At 65.0% G+C, this 23,066-nt stretch carries 17 protein-coding genes and 2 tRNA genes; 3 read left to right on the forward strand and 16 right to left on the reverse strand.

Annotated elements, in window-relative coordinates; genetic code table 11:
- Positions 1–12 precede the first annotated feature (12 nt).
- The 7 genes from thrS to uvrB all read right to left on the reverse strand — a co-directional run bounded on the left by thrS (position 13) and on the right by uvrB (position 8,450).
- Positions 13–1,914 (reverse strand): threonine--tRNA ligase, encoded by a 1,902-nt coding sequence (gene thrS, locus AB4Y64_RS04110; protein WP_441815140.1) that lies wholly within the window; start codon positions 1,912–1,914, stop codon positions 13–15.
- 129 nt (positions 1,915–2,043) lie between these two features.
- Positions 2,044–3,087 (reverse strand): SDR family NAD(P)-dependent oxidoreductase, encoded by a 1,044-nt coding sequence (locus tag AB4Y64_RS04115; protein ID WP_441815141.1) that lies wholly within the window; start codon positions 3,085–3,087, stop codon positions 2,044–2,046.
- Positions 3,015–3,977: a hypothetical protein gene (locus AB4Y64_RS04120; RefSeq protein WP_441815142.1), complete on the reverse strand. Its 963-nt coding sequence runs from the start codon at positions 3,975–3,977 to the stop codon at positions 3,015–3,017. Before AB4Y64_RS04120 ends, AB4Y64_RS04115 begins: the two co-directional genes overlap by 73 nt.
- Positions 3,978–4,001: 24 nt before the next feature.
- A complete protein-coding gene (locus AB4Y64_RS04125) occupies positions 4,002–4,898 on the reverse strand; it encodes a hypothetical protein (protein ID WP_441815143.1) in 897 nt (298 codons plus the stop codon).
- A complete protein-coding gene (locus tag AB4Y64_RS04130; protein WP_441815144.1) occupies positions 4,891–5,775 on the reverse strand; it encodes a HEAT repeat domain-containing protein in 885 nt (294 codons plus the stop codon). The genes AB4Y64_RS04125 and AB4Y64_RS04130 overlap by 8 nt, the downstream gene beginning before the upstream one ends.
- Positions 5,776–6,261: 486 nt before the next feature.
- Positions 6,262–6,336, reverse strand: a tRNA-Val gene (locus tag AB4Y64_RS04135).
- 80 nt (positions 6,337–6,416) lie between these two features.
- Positions 6,417–8,450, reverse strand: coding sequence for an excinuclease ABC subunit UvrB (uvrB, locus tag AB4Y64_RS04140; RefSeq protein WP_441815145.1), 2,034 nt, complete (start codon positions 8,448–8,450; stop codon positions 6,417–6,419).
- A gap of 155 nt (positions 8,451–8,605) precedes the next feature.
- Between uvrB and AB4Y64_RS04145 the strand changes: the two genes are divergently transcribed.
- Together AB4Y64_RS04145 and AB4Y64_RS04150 are read left to right on the forward strand one after the other, a co-directional pair.
- Positions 8,606–9,211 carry a GspH/FimT family pseudopilin gene (locus AB4Y64_RS04145; protein ID WP_441815146.1) on the forward strand — a complete coding sequence of 202 codons (606 nt, stop codon included), beginning with the start codon at positions 8,606–8,608 and terminating at the stop codon, positions 9,209–9,211.
- Positions 9,202–9,278 (forward strand) — tRNA-Asn (locus AB4Y64_RS04150). The genes AB4Y64_RS04145 and AB4Y64_RS04150 overlap by 10 nt, the downstream gene beginning before the upstream one ends.
- A gap of 146 nt (positions 9,279–9,424) precedes the next feature.
- Here AB4Y64_RS04150 and AB4Y64_RS04155 read toward each other — a convergent pair.
- From AB4Y64_RS04155 to AB4Y64_RS04180, 6 genes are read right to left on the reverse strand one after another with little or no spacing between them, the layout of a single operon-like run.
- Positions 9,425–9,874 carry a type IV pilin protein gene (locus tag AB4Y64_RS04155; RefSeq protein WP_441815147.1) on the reverse strand — a complete coding sequence of 150 codons (450 nt, stop codon included), beginning with the start codon at positions 9,872–9,874 and terminating at the stop codon, positions 9,425–9,427.
- A 2-nt stretch (positions 9,875–9,876) separates the two neighbouring features.
- A complete protein-coding gene (locus AB4Y64_RS04160; protein WP_441815148.1) occupies positions 9,877–13,491 on the reverse strand; it encodes a PilC/PilY family type IV pilus protein in 3,615 nt (1,204 codons plus the stop codon).
- Between the two features lie 11 nt (positions 13,492–13,502).
- Positions 13,503–14,054, reverse strand: a complete 552-nt coding sequence (locus AB4Y64_RS04165) for a pilus assembly PilX family protein (RefSeq protein WP_441815149.1) — start codon at positions 14,052–14,054, stop codon at positions 13,503–13,505.
- An 8-nt stretch (positions 14,055–14,062) separates the two neighbouring features.
- The gene (locus AB4Y64_RS04170; RefSeq protein ID WP_441815150.1) at positions 14,063–15,082 is read right to left on the reverse strand and encodes a PilW family protein; all 1,020 of its coding nucleotides are present in this window, start codon (positions 15,080–15,082) and stop codon (positions 14,063–14,065) included.
- Positions 15,079–15,552, reverse strand: a complete 474-nt coding sequence (gene pilV / locus AB4Y64_RS04175) for a type IV pilus modification protein PilV (protein ID WP_441815151.1) — start codon at positions 15,550–15,552, stop codon at positions 15,079–15,081. The genes AB4Y64_RS04170 and pilV overlap by 4 nt, the downstream gene beginning before the upstream one ends.
- A 30-nt stretch (positions 15,553–15,582) precedes the next feature.
- The gene (locus tag AB4Y64_RS04180) at positions 15,583–16,173 is read right to left on the reverse strand and encodes a GspH/FimT family pseudopilin (RefSeq protein ID WP_441815152.1); all 591 of its coding nucleotides are present in this window, start codon (positions 16,171–16,173) and stop codon (positions 15,583–15,585) included.
- A gap of 189 nt (positions 16,174–16,362) precedes the next feature.
- Between AB4Y64_RS04180 and AB4Y64_RS04185 the strand changes: the two genes are divergently transcribed.
- Complete coding sequence (locus tag AB4Y64_RS04185; RefSeq protein ID WP_441815153.1) at positions 16,363–17,385, forward strand: sensor histidine kinase; 1,023 nt, start codon at positions 16,363–16,365, stop codon at positions 17,383–17,385.
- Positions 17,386–17,446: 61 nt separating this feature from the next.
- On the opposite strand, the gene ppnN is transcribed toward AB4Y64_RS04185, so the two are convergent.
- The 3 genes from ppnN to AB4Y64_RS04200 form a co-directional block, all read right to left on the reverse strand.
- Positions 17,447–18,826 carry a nucleotide 5'-monophosphate nucleosidase PpnN gene (ppnN, locus tag AB4Y64_RS04190; protein ID WP_441815154.1) on the reverse strand — a complete coding sequence of 460 codons (1,380 nt, stop codon included), beginning with the start codon at positions 18,824–18,826 and terminating at the stop codon, positions 17,447–17,449.
- Between the two features lie 109 nt (positions 18,827–18,935).
- The gene (locus AB4Y64_RS04195; RefSeq protein WP_441815155.1) at positions 18,936–22,139 is read right to left on the reverse strand and encodes a TonB-dependent receptor; all 3,204 of its coding nucleotides are present in this window, start codon (positions 22,137–22,139) and stop codon (positions 18,936–18,938) included.
- 311 nt (positions 22,140–22,450) lie between these two features.
- On the reverse strand, positions 22,451–23,047 hold the full coding sequence (locus AB4Y64_RS04200; RefSeq protein ID WP_386704543.1) for a YhgN family NAAT transporter: 597 nt from the start codon (positions 23,045–23,047) through the stop codon (positions 22,451–22,453).
- Positions 23,048–23,066 lie beyond the last annotated feature (19 nt).

Raw genomic sequence — 23,066 nt, forward strand, 5'->3', positions numbered from 1 at the left:
CAGCTTACGGGCTTATTGAATGCCCTCACTGCGCAAACGCGAGGCGAATTCGGAGACGGTCATCGTCCCGAGGTCCTCCCCTCCCCGCGTGCGCACAGAAATCTGGCCATTTTCCTTCTCGCGGTCTCCGACCACGAGCAGGTAAGGCACGCGCTGCAGGGTATGCTCGCGAATCTTATAGCCGATCTTTTCGTTGCGCAAATCGGCATCGACCCGGAATCCTTGATTTGCAAGGGTTTTCCGTACTTCGGCCACGTAATCGCCCTGGGCGTCGGTGATATTCATCACCACCGCCTGGATCGGGGCCAGCCAGGCCGGGAACTGGCCGGCGTGGTGCTCGATCAGGATGCCGATGAAGCGCTCCATCGAGCCGACGATGGCCCGGTGCAGCATCACCGGGTGGCGGCGCTGGCTGGTTTCGTCGACATATTCGGCCCCCAGGCGGCCCGGCATCATGAAATCGACCTGCATGGTGCCCAGCTGCCAGGTCCGGCCGATGGCGTCCTTGAGGTGGTATTCGATCTTGGGACCGTAGAAGGCGCCCTCGCCGGGCAGCTCCTCCCACTGCACGCCGGCCGCGCTCAGGGCCGAGCGCAGGGCGTTCTCGGCCTTGTCCCAGGTGGCGTCGCCGCCCAGGCGCTTGTCCGGGCGCAGGGCGATCTTGATCTGGATCTCACTGAAGCCGAAGACGTCGTAGACGGCCAGGGCCTGCTGGTGGAAGGCGCTGACCTCGGCCTCGATCTGGTCCTCGGTGCAGAAGATGTGGCCGTCGTCCTGGGTGAAACCGCGCACGCGCAGGATGCCGTGCAGCGCGCCGGACGGCTCGTTGCGGTGGCAGGCGCCGAACTCGCCGTAGCGGATCGGCAGGTCGCGGTAGCTGTGCAGGCCGTGGTTGAACACCTGCACGTGGCCCGGGCAGTTCATCGGCTTGAGCGCGTAGGTGCGCTTTTCCGACTCGGTGAAGAACATGTTTTCCTGGTAGTTGTCCCAGTGGCCGGACTTCTGCCACAGCGACACGTCGAGGATCTGCGGGCAGCGCACTTCCTGGTAGCCGCTGTCGCGGTAGACCTTGCGCATGTACTGCTCGACGACCTGCCAGATCGACCAGCCCTTGGGATGCCAGAAGATCAGGCCCGGGGCCTCTTCCTGCAGGTGGAACAGGTCCTGCTGCTTGGCGATCTTGCGGTGGTCGCGCTTCTCGGCCTCTTCCAGCTGGGTCAGGTAGGCCTTGAGGTCCTTGTCGTTGAGCCAGGCGGTGCCGTAGATGCGGCTGAGCATCTGGTTGTTGGAATCGCCGCGCCAGTAGGCGCCGGCGACCTTCATCAGCTTGAAGGCGCGGAGCTTGTCCGTGGACGGCACGTGCGGGCCGCGGCACAGGTCGGTGAACTCGCCCTGGCTGTACAGCGACAGATCTTCGCTGGCCGGGATCGATTCGATGATCTCGGCCTTGTAGGCCTCGCCGAGGCCGCGGAAGAAGGCCACGGCGTCATCGCGCGACTTCACGCTGCGCGAGACCGGCTGGGCTTCCTTCACGATCTTCTGCATCTCCGCCTCGATCGCCGGCAGGTCTTCCGGCGTGAACGGGCGCTCGTAGGCGAAGTCGTAGTAGAAGCCGTTGTCGATGACCGGGCCGATGGTGACCTGCGCGCCCGGGTACAGGCGCTGCACGGCCTGCGCCAGCAGGTGCGCGGTGGAGTGGCGCAGCACTTCGAGGGCGTCGGGATGCTTCTCGGTGACGATCTCGAGGGAGGCGTCGTGGTCGATGCGGAAGCCGGTGTCGACGAGCTTGCCGTCGACCTTGCCCGCCAGCGCGGCCTTGGCCAGGCCGGCGCCGATCGAGGCGGCGATCTCGGCGACGGACACGGGTTGTTCGAATTCGCGGCGGCTGCCGTCAGGAAGGGTGATTGCGATCATGAGGGGTCGTCTTGCTGGCGCGCGGGTGCGCGGCTTGGCGGTTGGAGATCATCGGAAGCGGCAACAAAGTGCGCTTCCGGAAACGAAAAACGGCGCCGCGGCGCCGTCCTGCAGGGGCGTCGTCGGCGTTCAGCGATGGTCAGTGGTAGTGCTCATGTCGCACGCTGGACCGGCGGTTTTGCCGCGGGCCACCTCTGGGTCCTGCCTCCGGCCGATTGCCGGAGCTAGGGTGAAATAGTTGGGTCTTGGCGCGGCCAAGTCAACGCCGGAGCGCTGGCTGGTCACGCTCCGGGCGTTAACCCGGTTCGCTTCCCTCGCCGGATAGTTTACCTGAACGATGCCGCTGACCCATCGATGGGCGGCGGCCGAGAGGCCAGGCTCCGGCTCCGACAGGTGAGACGGCATCGAACGCGTCCGGGTGCTCGCAAGGAGTTCAATGACCGACCTCGCAAGGTGCCGGCCCTCGACCTCCGGGCACCGAAGGGTTCCCTGGTCCAGCCATCGCAGGAGCCGCGCCAAGGGTGCAGGCAAAAGGGCCAGCGAAGGTTCGGTGAGTGAAGACTGGAGCCCGGTACGTGCACCGCGTGGTCTGAACTGGACCCAGCGCAGGCCAAGCGCCTGCCGCAGATGCCGCTGCGCCAATCGCATGAGCTCCTTGCCCTGGAAGTATCCAGTCAGGCCCGGTCGTGCACCTGGAAGATGGTTGTTATGCAGCTGCAGTCGCGATCCCGAAAGGACGTCCACGACACCATGCAGTGCCCCGGCCGCATGCAGGCGTTCAGTGAGGAAACTGGCGGCGCAAGCCGTCACCACGAATGCTTCATGGATGGCCTGCTCATCCGCTGCCGCGTCCGCCACGGCAGCGGCATTGTTGACGAGGAAAACAGGGCGACCCACGGCGACCAGGCGGTCGACGAGCCGCAGCAGGCCTTCGGCGCGGCCCAGATCCGCCTGCATCCCCTGGATGCCTGGAGAATCCAGCCCGGACGGCACCCGAGCCGTCCGGGCCACTGCAATGACATCGCAGCCGGCACGCCCCAGCGCATGCGCCGCGCCAAGGCCGATCCCACGGCTACCGCCTGTAATGCATACAACCGGGCTCAAAGGGCCACTCTGGCTTTGACCGCGCTGACCAGTTGCAGCGGATCCAGGAGGCAAAGATGCAGTTCCCACATCGGCCGTTGCGCCACGGCGACCGGCTGGTGAAGGCGCACCGTTACGTTGGGCATGCGCAGACGTGCAACTCGAAGCGCCATCGCTGCACGTCCGCCGCAAGCGCGTGCATCCTCATCCAGAGTCACCTCCGCTATGTTCCCGGTCTCCAGTCGTGTCAGGCCGTAGGCGCCGTTCGGAATGATGATGTGGTCATGGCCCAGAAGGACCTGTGTACGACGGAATACCACCAGCTCCGCGTTGAGCAGCAGGGCGACGTATGCCCCCGCCACCAGCGGCATGCACCACCAGTAGCCTTCGAACGCGACCAGGGTCAGTCCGGTCGCGCCTGCAACGATCAGCAGCAGCGACAGCGTCAGGCGGCACGTCACTTCAGGCGTATACCCGGTCTGGACGTATCCGAGCCCGGTGTATGCCGATGCATTGATGACCGGGGTTCGCCTCAGCCTGTGCCAGAGTGCGCACCAGATATTGAACTCAACCTCCATGACCGTCATCAATGGCGGAGCAAGTGGAAACCTCCGCAGGGTGTTCGCGAAGGCCTCGATCGCGCTGAGGCCGTGGACACCCTTCTGCCGCAGAAATTCCCTCACCAGACACGCTCCGGCCGCGACCTCCAGCAGCACCATGGCTGCGAACACGCCATTCTTGATGTCGTGAAGGTGCGTGGTCACGTGAAGCCGGGAGGCGTCCAGCAGCCATCGGGAAGCCCAATAGGCAATGCTGCAAAGCGCGAACCCATGGGATACCCAGGACTTCCATCCCGGCTTTCGCCCAGCGCAGACTGCAACAAGCGCCGCAAGTGCCATCACGTACACGAATGCGTCTGTCCACCCGCTCCCCACAATTCGGGGCATCAGGGCCACGGCCATCGCGAACAGCACGTACACACACTTGACTCGATGACGCACGTTTCAACCCCAGATATGGCTATCTGCAAAGCGATCATCCAGCAGACGCGTCGACATCCTGACGACATCCGAAGGGTCGCGGTCCATCCGCTCGGCCAGCTCTTCGCTCAGATCGGGATCGGCTAGCGCCAGGGCGCGGTATGCGTATAGCCGGGTAGTCGAACAGGGGTGATGGTCGGCCAGGTCACTCAGCATCGCGGAGACAGCGTCTGTCGCGAGAGCGGCAGCGAACCTCATGAACGCCGCCCGCTTGAGTTTCGTATTCCCGACGTATCCCAGGACCGTCATTGCATCAGTATCGAAGTAGAGCTGTTGTGGATTCGCGTCCGCCTGATCGACGATCAGGTTCAGGCTCACTGACAACCCGCTCGGCGGATGCTGGGTGTGTACGTCAGTTCCCGCCTCATAGAGCAAGACCCGCCCCGGTTCGAGCTGGATGACCTCTCGACTGGAGAGAGCCACGGACTCCCCGACGTAGCCGACGGGTTTGCGATCAAGTCGAAATACCGTCGTGGTGTATCCGGGCCCGATGTATCCGGCAGTCAGGAGACTGAAATCGTGGTTGTGGGCGCGCTCGTAGGAAAAGAAGTTGTCTTCGTCCAGCCGGCTGCTGAATGCGGGCGGCGCCCAGATTGCCATGCGAAGGAAACTGCGTTCGGTGACACTGCCCAGGATGTAGCTCCGGGATGAGTAGAGGTTGTCCCGCTGAAAGTTGCCGATGTCCTCCAGGCCAGACTCGATGAAGGCAGCAAGGAAGGCACGGTTGTTTGCGAGCTTCCGCATGGATGGCGCAAGGGCAAACAGCTCAGCCTCGTCACGCAGATCCACTGCGCGCGCGTGGTGGATGAATTCCGCCACGTCGATGGATTCTGCGGTATCGATGTCGACCTTCCTAACCATTTCTCTCGGCCTCCGGCTCCGCACCCATCTCGTCGCAAATGCGTCCGTACTCCTCCCTTGCTTGCGTGGCGATGTACTCGGACGGATCGGTCCTGAACGAGGAAAGAAGGCCAAGGGCGAGCTCGGTATCGTGCCCAAACAGCGACTGCAGGGCCTTCCAGCGCACGTTGTAGCTCGGATGCCTGACCAGCCTTGCCAGTATTGGCTTGGCTGACTCGGAATCGAGGTAGCCGGCGACCTGGGCCATGAAATCCCATCTGGAAGCGATTGGGTCCAACGAGACCATCGCTATGAACTCGAGCGTCGATGCGTCGTACGTTGCCGTGTGGTCGGACATGCCCAGAAGCAAGCGGGCGTAGAGCGCCGGCTCGGGCTCGCCGTTGATCCGGAACGCCTGCCCGCGGTTGATGGTGAGGCTCTCACCCTGCATCAGCGCAGCACGACGGACGAACCGCTGCACCCCAAGCGGTTCGTCGGATTCAAAGAGTTCCACTGACCGCGGCCCCTTGGTCAGCAGGGTCAACACGATCTCGCCCGGCGCTGCGTAGATCGACTCCAGCTCCCCGTGGCTGGAGTGGCACCGTATGGACAGGACTGCGCTGGAATTGGCGATGATCGGGCACTCGTTGCTCGAAATCCACAGCGGAGTGAACTCCGGTGCGCGGCTCATCAGCTCAAGGATGCGCCCCACGAATGCTTCCATCGCGTGTGACTCGACGAGCTCCTGGTATATCCGGAGCAGTGCTTCCTCCGATGCCTCGCCCCGCGCGTACCGACACATTGCGCTGTCCATCCGAACAAAACCACTCGATGCACCGGCAACCTGCGAGTGGTATTCGACGTGTGAGGCTTCCTCATGTTCGATCACTGAAGGCATATCAAGTCTCCCGGGCGGCCGTTCCTGCCAACGGGATGAGCGACCCGATGCGCGAGCCGCCCACCCTTCTTCTTACTTCTACTTCAGGAAGAATCGAATGATCCCGACGATCACACCGGCGGCTACCGGCTCACCCATTCCGCAAGGGGCTTGCTTGGCTTGCAGGTCCTTCAGCTGGATCTTCATGGTCGATTCCTTTCGGGAGTGATTGAAAAGACGCTCGTTCCACGAGCGTCGTGGGAATACTCGTCTTGGCGGCATATTCCTCGCCATCGGGAAAGAGGCAAGCGATGGCGCGGATTCGCCTGGGTTGGCGTAAGGATGTATAGCTGCGAGCCATCGTCCGGCACCGGGGACGTAACCGCGTCGCCGAAGGGCAAGCGACCAACGCAAAAAAGCCGCCCGGTTGCGCCGGACGGCGTTTCGTATTGTCTGCGTTTCACCCTAAACCGACCCGGCCGACAAGGCTCTAAGTCATTGATTTAGTGGTGGGCGGTACAGGGTTCGAACCTGTGACCCCTACCATGTCAAGGTAGTGCTCTACCGCTGAGCTAACCGCCCTTTCGTTTCGCCACAAGTGGCTCACGAGGGCGCGCAGTTTAGCCCGTCGGAACGATGGCGGCAACACCCAATTTCAACGTTCAGGCGGCGAAGCCGGCGTCCTTCAGTTGCCGCAACTGGTCGCGCACCGCCGCGGCTTCCTCGAATTCGAGGTCGCGCGCGTGCTGGTACATCTGCTGCTCCAGCGTCTTGATCCGCGCCGCGAACTGGCTGGGGCTGAGCCTGGCGTACTCGGCCAGGTCCTCGGCGACCTTGCGCGCCTTGCCCCTGCCCTTCGCGGTGTCGCCCGGTTCGGCGCGCGCGCCTTCCATGACGTCGACGACGGCCTTGGCGATCGACTTGGGCGTGATGCCGTGCTCGAGGTTGTACTCGACCTGGCGCGCGCGACGACGGTCGGTTTCGTCGATCGCCTTCCGCATCGAATTGGTGATGCGGTCGGCGTAGAGGATCGCCTTGCCGCGCAGGTTGCGCGCGGCGCGGCCGATGGTCTGGATCAGCGAGCCGGCCGAACGCAGGAAGCCTTCCTTGTCGGCGTCGAGGATCGCCACCAGCGACACCTCGGGCATGTCGAGGCCTTCGCGCAGCAGGTTGATGCCCACCAGCACGTCGAACTTGCCCAGGCGCAGGTCGCGGATGATCTCGACGCGCTCGACCGTCTCGATGTCCGAGTGCAGGTAGCGCACGCGCACACCGTGCTCGCCGAGGTACTCGGTGAGGTTTTCGGCCATGCGCTTGGTCAGCGTGGTGATCAGCACGCGGTCGCCCATGGCGACGCGCTCGCGGATCTCGCCCAGCACATCGTCGACCTGGGTGCCGACCGGGCGGATCTCGACTTCCGGATCGACCAGGCCGGTGGGGCGCACCACCAGTTCGACGATCTGGTCCTCGGATTTGCGCAGCTCGTAGGGGCCCGGCGTGGCCGAGACGTAGACGGCGCGCGGCGAGCGGCCTTCCCACTCCTCGAAACGCAGCGGCCGGTTGTCGAGCGCCGACGGCAGGCGGAAACCGAACTGCACCAGGGTCTCCTTGCGCGAACGGTCGCCCTTGTACATCGCGCCGATCTGCGGGACGGTCACGTGCGATTCGTCGACCACCAGCAGCGCGTCCGGCGGCAGGTAGTCGAACAGGCACGGCGGCGGCTCGTCGGGCATGTGCCCGGTGAGGTGCCGCGAGTAGTTTTCGATACCGTTGCAGTAGCCGACCTCGGCCAGCATCTCCAGGTCGAACTGGGTGCGCTGGGCCAGTCGCTGCGCCTCGACCAGCTTGTTCTCGGCGTAGAGCTGCTCCAGGCGCATGCGCAGCTCGTCCTTGATCGTCTCGATCGCATCGAGCACGGTGCGGCGCGTGGTGACGTAATGAGAACCCGGATAGATGGTGTAGCGCGGCACACGACGCAGGGTCTCGCCGGTGAGCGGGTCGAACACGCTGAGCTGCTCGATCTCGCCGTCGAACAACTCGATCCGCAGCGCCTCGGAGTCGCTTTCGGCCGGGTGCACGTCGACGACCTCGCCGCGCACGCGGTAGGTCGCGCGGCGCAACTCGGTGTCGTTGCGCGTGTACTGCATCTCGGTCAGGCGGCGGATCAGCTCGCGCTGGTCGATACGCTCGCCACGGACCATGTGCAGGACCATGCGGAAGTATTCGTTCGGATCGCCCAGGCCGTAGATCGCCGACACGGTGCAGACGATGATCGTGTCGCGGCGCTCCAGCAGCGCCTTGGTCGCCGACAGGCGCATCTGCTCGATGTGCTCGTTCACCGAGCTGTCCTTCTCGATGAAGGTGTCGCTCGACGGGACGTAGGCCTCGGGCTGGTAGTAGTCGTAGTAGCTGACGAAATACTCGACCGCGTTGTGCGGGAAGTACGCCTTGAACTCGCCGTAGAGCTGCGCAGCCAGGGTCTTGTTGGGCGCCATGACCAGGGTCGGCTTCTGCACCGTCTGGATGATGTTGGCGACGGTGAACGTCTTGCCCGAGCCGGTCACGCCGAGCATGGTCTGCGAAGCCAACCCGCTCTCGAAGCCGTCCACCAGGCGCGCGATCGCCTGCGGCTGGTCGCCCGCCGGTTCGTAGGGCGACACCAGCTGGAAGCCTGCGGGGTGGAGACTGTCGTTCATCGGGCGATGGCTCCGGGCTAAACCTTCAGTGTAGTCGGAGCTGGAGATGGGGGCAGCGGCGGTGGATCCCTACCCCTGCCACCCGTGGCGGCCCGATCGGGTTCAGGGTGCGCGTGGAGGATATTTGTCCGCCCTTCGTATCGATCCGGGCGGCCATGGATATCGTCCTCAGGCACCGCGGCATCACCCTGGTCGAACTGGTCTGCACCCTGGCCGTGGTGGGTGTCGCGCTGGGTTTCGCCATACCCGCGTTCAGGCACGTGGTGGCAGAGGCCAGGATCAGCGCCGCACTGCATCGCCTGACGGTGTCGTTGGCCATTGCCCGCAATTTGGCCGTGAGCCATCGCGTCCCGGTGACGGTCTGCCCCAGCCACGACGGCGTGACCTGCAGGCAGGATCCGGTCTGGGATCAGGGTTGGATCGCCTTCCCCGACCCGCGCCGGACGCGGATCGCGACGTCGCCGGATCGGATACTGCTGCACGAGCCGGCGATCGCGCGAGGAATCTCGATACGCGGCTCGACGGGTCGCCACTGGTTGCGATTCCAGGCAAGTGGGCTGGGCAGCGGCAGCAACCTCGCCCTGCAGTTGTGCACGCAACCGCGACAGCAGGAAATCGGCCGCATCTACGTCAACCAGGGCGGCAGGATCCGCTCCGAACGCAGCCGCAAGCCCGTCTCCTGCAACCCGTCCGCGGATCTGGCCGCAGAATGCTTGACCCTGTCTGCGGAGGCATTACAATGCCCGTCCCCGCCCGAATAGCTCAGCCGGTTAGAGCACTTGACTGTTAATCAGGGGGTCGTTGGTTCGAGTCCAACTTCGGGCGCCAGATATCAAAGACTTGCGATCTAGGTCGCAAGTCTTTTTTTTTGCGCGCGGATCGGCGGTAAACCGCACCGGCCGCGAGAGGCAAAAAAGGGCCCACATCGCTGTGGGCCCTTCGTCTTTTCAGACCTTCGTCTTTTCAGACATCAGTTACCAGCACTCGGCGTAACCACCCGCCGTACCGCTCTCGGTCTTCACACCGAGCTGGTTCAGCGTCAGCGTTGCGCACTTGGTGTCGCGCGCCGCCTGGCGCCCCTGCGGAACCGCCTGCACCGTATACGAGCGCGTGGCCGATGCGGAGATGCTGAAGGTATAGAAGTTCGTCAGATCCGAGCTGCAGCCGCCGGCGGGCAACGCCGCGCCGGTGTACTTGAGGTTGGTCGTGTAATAGCGCTCCATGAACTGCGCCTGCTGGACCAGGCATCCCGCCGCCGCCGAGCGCCGCGTCTTGATGACGTGGTTCTGGTAGTTCGGATAGGCGATCGCCATCAGGATGCCGATGATCATCACCACGATCATGACCTCGATCAGGGTGAAACCCGCCTGGCCTCTTGCGTCGGCACGGTTCGAGCGCGAATGGATCTGGCTCAGGTTGGTCATTGTCAGTCCTTGATGATTTCGCGCCAGGAGATACGGCCATCCTGGACCAGTCGCTTGATCTTGACGCTGCCGGTGGTGCCCTTGGAACCGCCCACCACCACCAGGTTCTCGAGAACCGTCGGATCGGTCGGCATGCCCACGCCCAGGTCGATGGAGCCGACCGGGATCTTGGTGGCGCCGGTGCCGGTGCCGGACGTCAGCATGTCGGAGAGGTTGAACTCGCCGTTGCCGTCGGCATCGAAGAACGGGTTGCTGACGGCCGAGCCGGTGAACAGATCGACCGCGTTGACGAAGCCCTTGCCCGTCACGTCGCAATCGCTGCTTTGCGGAATGATGCTCGAGGCGACCAGCACCGAACCGCCCACGACCACCTGGTTGCCGACCATGCGCTCGCCGTCGGCGACATCGTTTGGCGGCGTCAGCAGATCGATGTACCAGCCCTTCTTGCCGGACATGTCGCCGGTGGTGGCCTTCTCGAACGAGCGCACCGTGCGATCGATGCCCGTGCTCGCGTCCGTGATGACACCGGCGACGACGATGTCGCGCGCCTTGAGCTGGCTGCGACCGGTGGCGCCGCTGTCGACCATGCCGTACCAGGTCTGCACCGAGAGGTCGTCCTTGTCGCCGGCGGTGATGTAACGGCCGGTGCCGAAGAACACCCAGGGTTCGAAGGTGTACGGGTTGAACGAGACCGTGATGCCGCCGGTGACCGGCTGGGCGTTGCCGGAACCGTCCTTGGCCGAGTAGATCGGCGCAGCCGTGGTGCCATAGACACCCCAGGAACTGGAGGCGATGCCGGACAGGTCGAACTTCCAGACATTGCCGTTCAGGTCGCCCGCGTAGACGTAGTCGACGGTGCCGTTGCCATCGGTATCCACGCCGGTCGGCGCCGACAGACCGTTGTTGAGCGCGTCGCCGGTACGGAAGGTGTCGATCTTCTTGATCTGTGCACCGGTCGTCAGGTTGACGATGTAGAGGACAGAATGCTCGCTGGTGCTGTTGATGCCGTTGGGGATGATCGCGGCCATGTCGCCGTTGTTGAGCTTGGCGATCAGCGGCTTGCCAAGGACCATGCCCATGTCGTTGTCGCCGGCGAACTCCCACGCCTTGCCGGTGCTGGCGAAGGTGGACGGGTCGCTGACATCGAGCCCGTAGACGCCCTTGCCACCGCGGCCGAGCGAGCCGACCAGGTAGTTCTTGCCCGGCGTCTGGCGGCGGTTGGACACGACCACCGGACCGTCGACGAAGTAATGGTGCTCGAAGTTGGTCAGCGCGCTCAGGCCCTTCAACGTCGTCATGTTGATCAGGTTGGGCACGTAGTTGAACAGCTCGGTGCCATTGCTGGCGTTGAAGGCGTGAAGCATGCCGTCGTTGGAACCGATGTAGACCGTTTCCACCACGGTGGTGCCGACGGTCTCGCGGACGTAGGTCGGCGACGAGTTGACGATGTCGCCCAGCAGGTGCGTGCGCCGGCGGTACACCGTGCCCTCACCGGTGCGATTGCCCTTCACGTAATTGGCGATCGCGGTGGTCAGCGTCGTTTCCTGCGTGCTGGTCGGGAACGTCGTCACCAGGCCGCCGTTGGAAGAGCCCAGGGTGTAGATGTTGCTGCGCTGCGTCGTGGGCAGGTTGGTCGTCGCACGCCAGCTCAGCGTGTTCTGCACGCCGTCGGCGGTCACCGGATAGGCTTCGACCTCGCCGTACCACTCGCCGGACTTGTACTTGGCGACGAAGGCGCGGGTGTCGCTCTGCAACCCGGTGCTGGTGACGGTGACGTTCGAACCGGAATTCTCCCGGGCAATGATCTCCGACAACGCCGACTGCAGCGCCTGCGAGAACTGCTCCGGATTGTTGGCGATCGCGAAGGTGCCGTGGCCGTTGACCGCCGCGTGCAGCAGGTCGTCGATGCGTTCTTCGTCTTCGGCATCGGTCGGGTCAGGCCAGGTGAAGGAGCTGGCGCCATCGGCCAGCACCTGGGCGACGCTGGTCTGCGGCAACGTGCCCTTCTGTCCGATCGAGACGCCGAACGTAACCATGTGCTGCCAGAACGCCGGGTTGGCGGTCGAGGCGGGCACGATGTTGGACATGTTCGGCATCAGGTCCTTCTTCCAGTACTCCATCGCCACGTCGGCCAGGGTCTGGGACTTGCTGTCCTGGTACGGCGCGGACGGCGAGTAGGTCGGTGAGCCGCCGATGTTCGGGCCTGCCGTACCGTCGGAGTTGCCGACGTCGACCAGGCCATCGTTCCAGTAACCGTCGGTGGTCAGCAGCGCGTAGTTCTGACGGCAGGCCAGCTGGTTGGTGGTGGCCGGCCCGTAAGGACCCGAGGCACCCTTGGCGCCGGTGGTGGCGTCGCTGTAGTACTGGCCGATGCGGTTGAGCGCGGTCTGCAGCGGCGTGCGGCCGCTGCCGGTCGCTGCGTGCAGGCGGTTGAACCAGTCGGTGCGGTTGGTGGAAGCGGCGGTGCCGGTAACGTCCTCGAACAGACCGTTATGGGTAGCCACCGGGATGTACTTGGTCGAGCGGTTCCAGATGGTCGTGTAACCCACCCGGTACTTCGAACCGGTCAGCGCGCTGAATGCCTCGCTGGCGCCGGCCTTGGCCGCTTTCATGCGGGTGCGGTGATAGGAGTACCAGGTCGCGTAGTTGGTCTTCTCGGCGGCCTCCGAACGTCCCGTCGGGGTCACCCGGGTGCAGTTGCGCCAGCCCAGGCCACCGCTCGTGGAGCAACCGATGCCGCTGCTGCTGTTGTCGACGTAGGTGACATTGAGGGTCAAGCCGGTGAAGGCACTGCCGCCGTCGGCGTAGATGCCGACGTGGTAGACGCCGCCCGCGGTCGGCGAGGAGATCACACAGGAGTGATCGCGGCCGCTCTGCGTCTTGGAGCAGTCGGAGGTGCCCGTCGTGGGATCAGCGCCCAGCCTGATGTACAGGTCGGGGTCGCCGCCGCTGCCGCCGCTGGTGGTGAAGGTCAGGTCCTTGGACTGCGCCGGAGCCGTGACGTTGACGTAGAACCACTGGCCCGAAGACTTGCCGATGCTGCCCTGCGACAGCAGGCTGAGCGCCGGCGGTGCGGTGCCGTCGAGGTACTCGCTGCGGTAGATCGTGCCATCGGTCAGGATCTGGAAGCGGTAGAAGTCCGCAGTGGCCGTCGACGTCTCCACCGCGGCCGACTTGGGTACGTAGAACGTCTGGACGCTGTTACCCAGGTTGGTGGTGGTGCCCGATGCCAGGCTCAGATCGCTGTAGGCGGAATCGTAGGCAGTACCGCCGGTGAGCGTGGTGCCGGCAGCGTTCTTCCAGGGCGTATAGGTGATGCTGGGCTTGTACGAAAGCGTGTTGAGCGTGTACGTGGCGCTCTCGATGCGGACCGGCGAGGTGCGCGCCGGATCGTCGGGCATCGTTGTTTCCTCCATCGAACCGGAGTCATCGAGGATGAACATGATGTTCGGCGGCACCGGCGAGGCCGACTGCAGCGGGGTCGGTGGAATGACCAGCGCGGCGTGGCCGGGGAGCCCTGCCAATGTCGCCATGAAGCCAAGGCCCACGGCGTAGAAGCGGCTGCGGCTGCCACGGAGCGCCGCGCGCTTGCGATTGGTGTCGGTATGCAAGGTCATCTCCCCAGGCCTCAGTAACGGCGGTAGATGGACTGCAGGAGAACCTGCGAGCGTCCATCGGCCTTGTAACGTGCGCTGATGCGGTAACGATGGCCCATGCAACCGGGCTGCACCTCACCTGCACCGCTGGTCACCTTGTCGCAGTTGTACCAATTGGGAAATTCCCCGAGGTACTCGACCAGGTATTGCAGGTCACTCGCGGTGCCGACGGCGAGATCGTTCTGTGTTCCCGTGCCGATCTTCGCGGCCGTCACCCAGCCGTCGTCGGCGAGGGAGCGATCGGCACCGTTGACCGGCCGGCCGCAGACGCCACCGGGATTGCTGCAATCGGTGGCCGTGGGTATCGAGGTCAGGCCGGCCGCGACCGCCTCGCCCTGGCGCAGCGCGGACTCGGCGGACTGGAAGGCCAGGCTGCGGTCGAACAGGTTGCCGCTCATGCGTTCGCCGAGCAGCGTGCCGCGCAGGCTCGCCAGTCCCAGCAGCGTCATGATCAGCAGCAGGATCAACACCACCAGCAGCGCGATGCCGCGCTGCGAGGCCATGGAGGGTACGGGGCGGCGCATGCGGGAAGTCATGAGGTTCGGTTCCGGAGAGAAACGACATGGCGGATGGACCGGCGCAGGCCCTTGCCGTCGGTACCTGCCTTGATGGCATCGGAGTCGCGGTCCTGCTGGCCTTCGAACTCCAGCTCGACGCGAACGGCCTTGACCCGCTTCCAGTTGCTGGCGGCGGTCACGGCAGTGGAGGTGACGTAGGCGTTTGCGCCTTCGACCAGATAGGTAAGCTGCAGACCGCCCACGCCGGAGGCTGGCGTCGAGACGCCCTCCAGGATCTCGGACTCCTGGTCAAGCACGCTGCGGTACAGCGAATTGCCGCCGCGACCGTTGGCTTTCACGTACCAGCGCACCGCATTGAGCTTGGCGACCATCGCCGGCTTGTCGGCGGTGGCGTAGGCGTAGCCGAACGCGCCGCAGCTGGGACCGACGCCGAGGTTCTGGCTGCAATTCTTGGTGCTGTTGGCCGAGACCGTGATGTCGTTGCCCGACGGGGCGCCGATGCGGAATATCGCCGCCTGGGTGTTGTCGCAGGCCACCACCACGTCGTCGGCGACGAAATCGGTCGGGGCCCGGGTCAGCGTGAATGTGTTGGAAGCGTAGGTGTTGACCGAGATCACGTCGTCGCTGGCCGAATGCAGTTCGATCGCATCCGTGCCGGCCACGGTATTGGTCAGTCCACCGTTTTCGTAGCCCACCAGGCCATCGCCCCAGTTCTTCCACCAGGCGGTGCCGACGACGACGTTCGCCATCGGCAGCATCGGCGCCTGACCGGCGACGGCCGGCCCGGGCTGGGCGCAGGGGGTGCCGTCGGCGTCGCGGATGTCGCGGGCCATCAGCTCGAATGCCATGCGCGCGCCTTCCTGGACGCGACCCAGGCTTTCGGTGGCCGCGTAGCTCTTGCGGTTGGTCATGAAGATGCCGACCGCGCCGACCGTGACCAGCAGGCCGATCAGCATCGCGACCATCAGCTCGACGAGAGTGACGCCGCGAACGCCGCGCCGGGAGTGGCCGGTCCGGACCATGGAGTTGCTCATATCTGCACCATCGTCTTCAGCGTCTGCGCGCTGCTGCCACCGGAACCACGCGAGTCGTCCCATTCCACCGTGATCGTGTAGATACCACTGGCGAATTCGACCGTCCCGCACGCGCTGTCGCCCATCACTGCCTGCATGTCGCGGATCCAGTCCTGCTGGTCGGCATCGCGCAACAGGTCCGGCGGAGTACCGGCGGCGGTTGGCACCGTGCAGGTGCGCGCCAGCGCGTAGTTGCCAGCGCGCGCGCTGACGACGTTGGCCCGCATGGCATCGAGGATCGTGTAGCTGGCGATCACGGCCTGGTTGCGTTCCAGCGAGCTCTGGCTGTTGCGCAGCGCGGTCGCCTGCAGCGCAGCCACGCCCAGCAGGCCGATGGCCAGGACCAGCACTGCGATCAGCACCTCAAGCAGGCTCATGCCGCGCTGCGAGGCGCGGGGGGCGGATGGTTGGCGCCGTTGCGAATGATTCATGGGAGATTCCAGTAGTTCGTCTTGTCGGGCTCAGTTGCACACGCCGGCAGTGCTGTCGCGCTCGACCCGGACCCGGCCGCCGGCGCCGATGGCGACATTGCGGACGTTGTCGGCGGGCACGGTGGCGGCCATGCAGATGCGGATCTGCCCGGTCAGCAGCTGACCGCCCTTGTTGCGGGCCATGCCGTCGGAGCGGAACATCACGATGCCCTCGGTCACGGCGCTGCTGGCCTTGATGGTCAGCGGCGTCGGCACGGCGGTGGCCAGGATGATCTCCTCGCCCGAATCGACGCTGGAGTCGGCGTCGGCGTCGGCAAACACCACCCAACCCTGCGAGGTGCCCACGCCACTGCAGGTGGCGCCGTCGGCGGAGCTGCAGATCACCACCCGGCCGTTGCGGCGGATGGCTTCCATGCGCGCCGACTGCAGCGAACCCACGAGCTCGTTGGCAGCCGCACTGAGCCGGCTCGAGTTCTGGACCAGGCGAAAACCGGGAATGGCCACCGACATCAGCACCGCCAGCACCGCCAGGGTGATGGCAAGTTCGACCAAGGTGAATCCACGTTCCTGGTTCCTGGCGCTGTACTGAGAGCGCCGGGTGTGTTGACGGCTAAACGGCATTGTCCCCTCCCCGGGAAACTTGCCTGCCAACCATAGGGACCGCCCGCCGGGAGCGCCAGCGACAACCGATTAGCGGAGCGCGGGACAGAATGAGCGGCGGGCAGCGAGCTGTCAGGAATGGACGACAGGGGCAGCCACGGGCGAAGCGACAGGGCATGATGTCGCTCGGGCCCGAATCGCCAACAGGACATGACCTCACCGGCACCCAGCCATCCGCTGGACACTCTTTGGCAGGCGCCCACCATCATCTGGGCACTGGTCGCCGGCGAAGGTGTCTCGATCATCCTGGCGCTTGCGCCCGGGATCAGCCAGGACCGCTGGGTGTATTTCGGACTGACCTCGATCCTGGTGCAGTGGGTGCTGCTGCTCAGCCTGGCCATGCTGTATCTGGTGCGGCGTCCGCTGGTGCGCCTGAAACCGCAGAGCGTGGCCTATGTCGCGCTTTGCGTGCTGTTGTTGAGCACCTGGCTGGTCGGGTCACTGACCTGGCTGTTGCTGCGCGACCTGTGGACGCTGGAGCGCGACGACTGGCAATCGCTGTTCCTGCGCCTGACCGGCATGGCCCTGGCCATGGGCCTGCTCGGGCTGGCCGCATTCCAGAATCACTGGCGGGCGCGGCAGCTGGCCGTCCAGGCCAAGCAGGCTCAACTGGAAGCCCTGCAGGCACGCATCCGACCGCACTTCCTCTTCAACACACTCAACACCGGCGCGGCGCTCGTGCACCGCAAGCCGGAGGAAGTCGAGCGCCTGCTGCTCGACCTGGCCGATCTGTTCCGCGCCGCGCTGGCCGGCCCGCGCGACATCTCGCTCGAGGACGAACTGGCGCTGGCGCGTCGTTACCTGGAGATCGAGCAACTGCGTTTCGGCGAGCGGCTGCAGGTCGACTGGCAACTGCCGCGCGAGATCCCGGCAGTCACAGTGCCGGCGCTGTCGATCCAGCCGCTGGTCGAAAACGCGATCCGCCACGGCATCGAGCGTCGCCCGGACGGCGGCCAGATCGAGATCGCCGTCACCACCACGCCCGATACGGTGATCGTGCGCATCATCAATCCATTGGCGCCCACCGGTGGCCACAACCCCGGCCATCACGTCGGCCTCAATGCCTCGCAGGTGCGGATCGAGGCGCTGACCGGCGGTCGCGGCAGCGTGATCACGCAGCAGGAAGGCAAGCGGTTCATCGCGACGGTGCGCTTGCCGGTGTCGCCGGGGTAGCTGCGGCGCCCTGCCCTCGCCCCAACCCCCCTCCCGCGAGCGGGAGAGAGGCTTCAAGCGATCAGGCGACTACGCGATAGCAGGGCTTGTACTCGCCGGCGATCTTCATGCGGCGCTGCTCGACGAAGGCGCGCAGCAGCGAATCGAGCGATTGCATCATGTCGGCGTCGCCGTGGATCTCGAACGGGCCGTGCGCCTCGATCCGGCGCATGCCGTCTTCCTTGACGTTGCCGGCGACGATGCCGGAGAACGCGCGGCGCAGATCGGCGGCCAGTTCGTGCGGCTTGCGGCCGTGGTGCAGGTCGAGCGACGCCATCGCCTCGTGCGTGGGCACGAACGGGCGCTGGAACGCCAGCGGGATATCCACCGACCAGTTGAAGAAGAACGAGTCCTTCTGCGCGATGCGGTGCTCGCGGACCTTGCGGATGCCCGCCGTCATGCGCTTGGCGACCTTGTCGGGGTCGCCGACGATGATTTCGTAACGCTTGGTCGCTTCCTCGCCCAGGGTCAGGCGGATGAACTTGTCGATCTGTTCGAAGTACGGGGCCGACGCGGTCGGGCCGGTGAAGATCAGCGGGAACGGCAGGTGCGCGTTCTCTTCCCGAAGCAGGATGCCGAGCAGGTAGAGGATCTCCTCGGCCGTGCCGACGCCACCGGGGAACACGATGATGCCGTGGCCGAGACGGACGAACGCCTCAAGGCGCTTTTCGATGTCCGGCATGATCACCAGGTGGTTGACGATCGGGTTCGGCGATTCGGCGGCGATGATGCCCGGCTCGGTGATGCCGATGTAGCGCGTGCGGCTGCGGCGCTGCTTGGCGTGGGCGATGGTCGCGCCCTTCATCGGGCCCTTCATCGCCCCCGGGCCGCAGCCGGTGCAGATGTCGAGTCCGCGCAGGCCCAGCTCGTAACCTACCTGCTTGGTGTAGACGTACTCGTCGCGCGAGATCGAGTGGCCGCCCCAGCAGACCACCAGATTGGGCTCGGTGGGATGCAGGATGCGCGCGTTGCGCAGCAGGCCGAACACCGAGTCGGTGATGCCCGAGGAGGATTCCAGGTCCTGGTTGGAGTCCGGGCCCAGTTCCATCACGGTATAGGCCAGGTCACGGACTACGGCGAACAACAGCTCGGCCACGCCGCGGATGATCTCGCCGTCGACGAAGGCCATCGCCGGCGCATGGGTCAGGTCGATGCGTACGCCGCGGTCCTGCTGGTGCACCTGGATGTCGAATTCGGGGTACAGCTCGCGCGCGGCGCGCGGATCGTCGGAAGCGCTGCCGCTGGTCAGCACCGCCAGCGCGCAACGACGCAGCAGGTCGTGCATGCCGGTGGACACGTCGCGCAGGCGCGCGACCTCGTCACGCGAGAGGACGTCCAGGCCGCCTTTGGGGTAGATGCGGGCGTTGACGGTGGGGAGGGTGGTTTCAATGGTGGCGCTCATTGCTATCTCTTCTTTCGTCTTGTTTACCGGTACGACTCTAGCCTGCCCCCCCACAAAAGAAAACGGCCGGGAAACCCGGCCGTTTTCGTCAAACAGGCATTGCTGCCGATCAGAACTGGTAGCGGACGCTGACCTGGGCGGCCCAGCGCGAAACGCCCTTGTCGTCGTAGATCGTCAGGTTGTCCGGGGTGTTGAAGCGGTAGACGTACTTGCCGGTCGCCGGATCGATGCCGCCGTACTCGACCACGCCACGCATTGCCGGGAACGCAGCTTCCTCGATGCGGCCCCAATCCTTGTTGAGCAGGTTGCCAAAGTTGAGGATGTCGAACGACAGCTCGGCCTTGTGGCCCTTCATGAAGCCCGGGAATTCCTGGGCGACGTGCAGGTCGAACTGGTTGACCCACTCACCGGTGGCAGCGTTGCGCTCGGCGACCTGGCCACGGTGCGAGTTGAGGTACTCGTTGTTGTAGATGTAATCCCAGAACGCTGCTTCTTCGGCAGCCTTCGTCGCGCCGCGGCCGACGATCACGTCGCCCGGAGCGGTCGGGATGTACAGCAGGTCGTTGAGGCGACCGTCGCCGTTCACGTCATTGTCGAAGTTGTAGCTGTACGGACGACCCGAGCGGCCTTCATACACCATCGACACGATGGTGTTGTTGTCGCCGAAGAACGCGTGCTTCCAGCTGGCCGTGGCCAGGAAGCGGTCCTTGATCTCGTAGCTCGAGGTCGCGGTCACTTCCTCGTTGGCCTGGAAGACCGAGGTGTTGCCCAGCTGCGAGCTCGAGGTCGAGCTGGTCAGCGGGCTGACTTCGTTGGCGTTGGTGTAGGTGTACGACAGCGCCCAGGCCCAGTCGCCATCGTTGAACGGCTTGTTCAACGACAGGGTCAGCTGCTGGCTCTCGCCCTTGTTGGTCTGCTTGGCAATGATGGCGTCGTTGTAGCCATTCTGCGCCGCGGACCGATTACCGCGGGCGAGTGCGCCGCCGCTCGACACGCCATTGCGATCCCAGTTGAGCGGGTTGCGGCCCTGCTGGTTCCAGTAGATCGCACGACCATCCTGGCCGATCGCACCGACGTTACCCAGGTTGAGCTGCTGGTAGTAGATACCGTCCTTGACCGAGGTCAGCACCAGCTCGGTCGAAGCAACAACGCCCCACCACGGCAGCTCGGTGTCGAACGCGATGTTGGACTTCCACACCGACGGCTGCGCCAGGTCGGAATCGATGAAGTCGACCGACTGCTGGCCCGGGGTGCCACCGGCCTGGGCGATGGCCAGCTGGCCATTCGGGTCCGGCGAGAACGAGGTGGTGCCGTTGGCATCGAAGTAGTCGGTGTAGGTCACGCCGTTGTTGGCGTACGGGTTGGCCAGCCACACCGTGGCCGCTGCGCCCTTGAACAGACCAAGACCACCACGCACCTGGCTCGGGCGCTCGCTGTCGATGGTGTAGTTGAAGCCAAAGCGCGGCGACCACAGGTCGGTGCCGTCGATGGTGTTGTCGTTGCGCACGCCGAACAGCGCCGAGGCGGCGGCGTTGAACTTCGGCGCGTCATCGACGATCGAGCCGTCGTAACGCAGGCCGTAGGTCAGGGTCAGGTTGCTGTTGACCGCCCAGCTGTCCTGCACGAACACACCGACGTTGCGCTGCGTGAAGACGGCTGCCATCGCGTCCAGGTCGCCGCCCTGAGGGTAGAACAGCTGGTAGCGGCTGGACTGGTTGGCGGCGTAGGCGGCGATGCTGTTGAAGGTGTAGACACCGTTCACGCGACGGCCGAAGAGGTTGTAGACCTCGTTGGACTCGTAGTCGACGCCGAACTTGACGGTGTGGTCGCCCAGGAACAGGTTGCCGGCGAAGAACGCATTCCAGGTCTGCGTCTCGAGGACGTTGGCGTGGGTGTTCTCTTCGGTGCCGAAGTTCAGCGTGTTGCTGCCGATGCGCACGGCGATCGCCGGCAGGTCGGCCAGCGGGTTACGCACGGCCGAGTAGTCGCGGTACGACACCTTGGCTTCGGTCGAGAACACGTCGGTCCAGTCGCTGAACAGCTGCGCGCTGTAGGTCTCGAGGCTGAAGTCCTGCACGTAGTGGTACGTGTTCAGGGCCAGCGCCGAGTTGCTGAAGCCCTGCAGGAACGGCGTGCTCTGCTCGGTCTTGCCGTAGCGGAAGCTGGCGCGGTGGGCGTCGGTGATGTTCCAGTCGATCTTCAGGCCGTACTCTTCGCTCTCGGTGTCGAGCGAGGGCTTGGCCAGCGTGCCCGGATCGAAGCCCTTGGCCCGCGACAGCGCGATGACTTCATCGATCTGCGCCTGGGTGATGCCGACGATGTTGCTCTCGCCCGAGCCGACCGGACCGAAACCGGAGTTGCCGGTGAACAGGTCCTTGCCGGTGTAGTTCTCGTAGTTGGCGAAGAAGAACAGCTTGTCCTTGATCAGCGGACCACCGAAGGTCATGCCGTAGGTCTGCTCGTTGTCGAACAGCTTCGGACGGACGTCGTTCTGGTTCTTGCCCGACCAGTCGTTGTCGCGGTAGATGCCGTAGACCGAACCGTGGAACTCGTTGGTGCCGGACTTGGTGACCGCGTTGATCACGCCACCGGTGCCGCCGGAGATGGTGACGTCGTAGTTGGCGACGTCGACCGAGATCTCATCGATGGTGTCCATCGAGAACGGCTGGCGCGGGGTCGGCAGGCCGTTGCCCTGCAGGCCGAACGAGTCGGCGCCGCTGATGCCATCGACGCGGATCACGTTGTAGCGCGGGTTCTGGCCGCCGACCGTGATCTCGTTGCGGGCCTTGTCGCTCTGCACGACGCGCGGGTCGAGGCGGGCGAAGTCCTGCAGGTTGCGGTTGATGCTCGGCATCGACTCGATCTGCTCGCGGGTGATCTGCGAGCCGGCGCCCATCTTGTTGGCGCTGAAAACTTCCGAACCGCCGTACGAGATCGCCTGCACCGATTCCAGCGTGGTGACTTCGTTGTTCAGCGACAGGTCGACCTGGTTGACCTTGTCGAGGTTCAGGAACACGCCGTCCTGGCTGGTGCTGCCTGCGCCGGCCTTGTTGATGGTGACGGTGTACGGGCCGCCGACGCGCAGACCGCGGGCGTTGTAGCGACCGTCGGCACCGGTGACGGCGCGGCTGACAGTGCCCGACTCGGTGTGGGTGATGACGACTTCGGCGCCGGCGACGGGCTGGCCGTCAGCAGCGACAACGCGACCGCCGATACCGGCCGAGGTGGCCTGGGCGAACACAGTGGAAGTAGCGAGGACAGCCAGCAGGCCAAGCGTGAGCTTGGACATACGGACGCGGTTCGGATGGGTCATTGCGATGGCCTCATACATGGTTCGAATGGAAAAAACGACGCGACCAGCGCGGAACCTGTCCGCGCCTGGTCGAAATTCGGATTTGCGGCTGCCCCGGCCCCTGTGGGGTGCGGGCCCCTACCACTGTGTTAACAGTAGTTTAACAGGCTATGTGCGTCTTGTGACAGAGACGTGACGACGGTCAAGATTCGCCATGGGCGGCAAAGCCGTCCCGGGAGGCCGGTAGCCTTGGCGGTGCAGGCCCGGCGGCAGTGACCGCGGGGCAATGGGCGGGCTCCGGGGAACGATGGCCCCGGACCTGGCCGCGGCGCTTACGGCGGGGCGATCTGCAGGTAGGTGCCCAGGCCGTCCAGGAACATCTGCACCGAGATGGCCACCAGCAGCATGCCCATCAGGCGTTCGATGGCGGTCAGCGCGCGGATGCCCATCAGCTTGTAGAGCAAGGTGGCGCTGAAGAGGATCGCCGCGGTCGCGCCCCAGGCGATCAGCAGGGCCAGGCTCCACTCGCCCAGGCGGGTGGGCTCGTTGCTGCCCATCAGCATCACCGCGGCCATGCCCGAGGGGCCGGCCACCAGCGGGATGGCCATTGGCACGATGAAAGGCTCGCCGTCGGGGATCTCGCCCATCAGGCCTTCCGGCGGCGGGAAGATCATGCGGATGCCGATCAGGAACAGGACGATGCCGCCGGCAATGGACACCGACTCCTGGCGCAGGTGCATCAGTTCGAGGGCGTACTTGCCGCCCCACAGGAACATCATCAGCACCGCCAGGGCGATCAGCAGTTCGCGCGCGAGCACGATCCGCTGGCGCCTGGGCGGCAGGCCGCGCAGCAGGCTCAGGAACACCGGCACGTTGCCGAGCGGGTCCAGGATCAGGAACAGCAGCAGGGCCGCCGAGGCAATCGTCATGGGCGTGGCGTCATCGGCA

Origin of the sequence: Lysobacter sp. TAF61 (assembly GCF_052113485.1) — a bacterium.
In the GTDB taxonomy this organism is placed as follows: Bacteria; Pseudomonadota; Gammaproteobacteria; order Xanthomonadales; family Xanthomonadaceae; genus Lysobacter_J.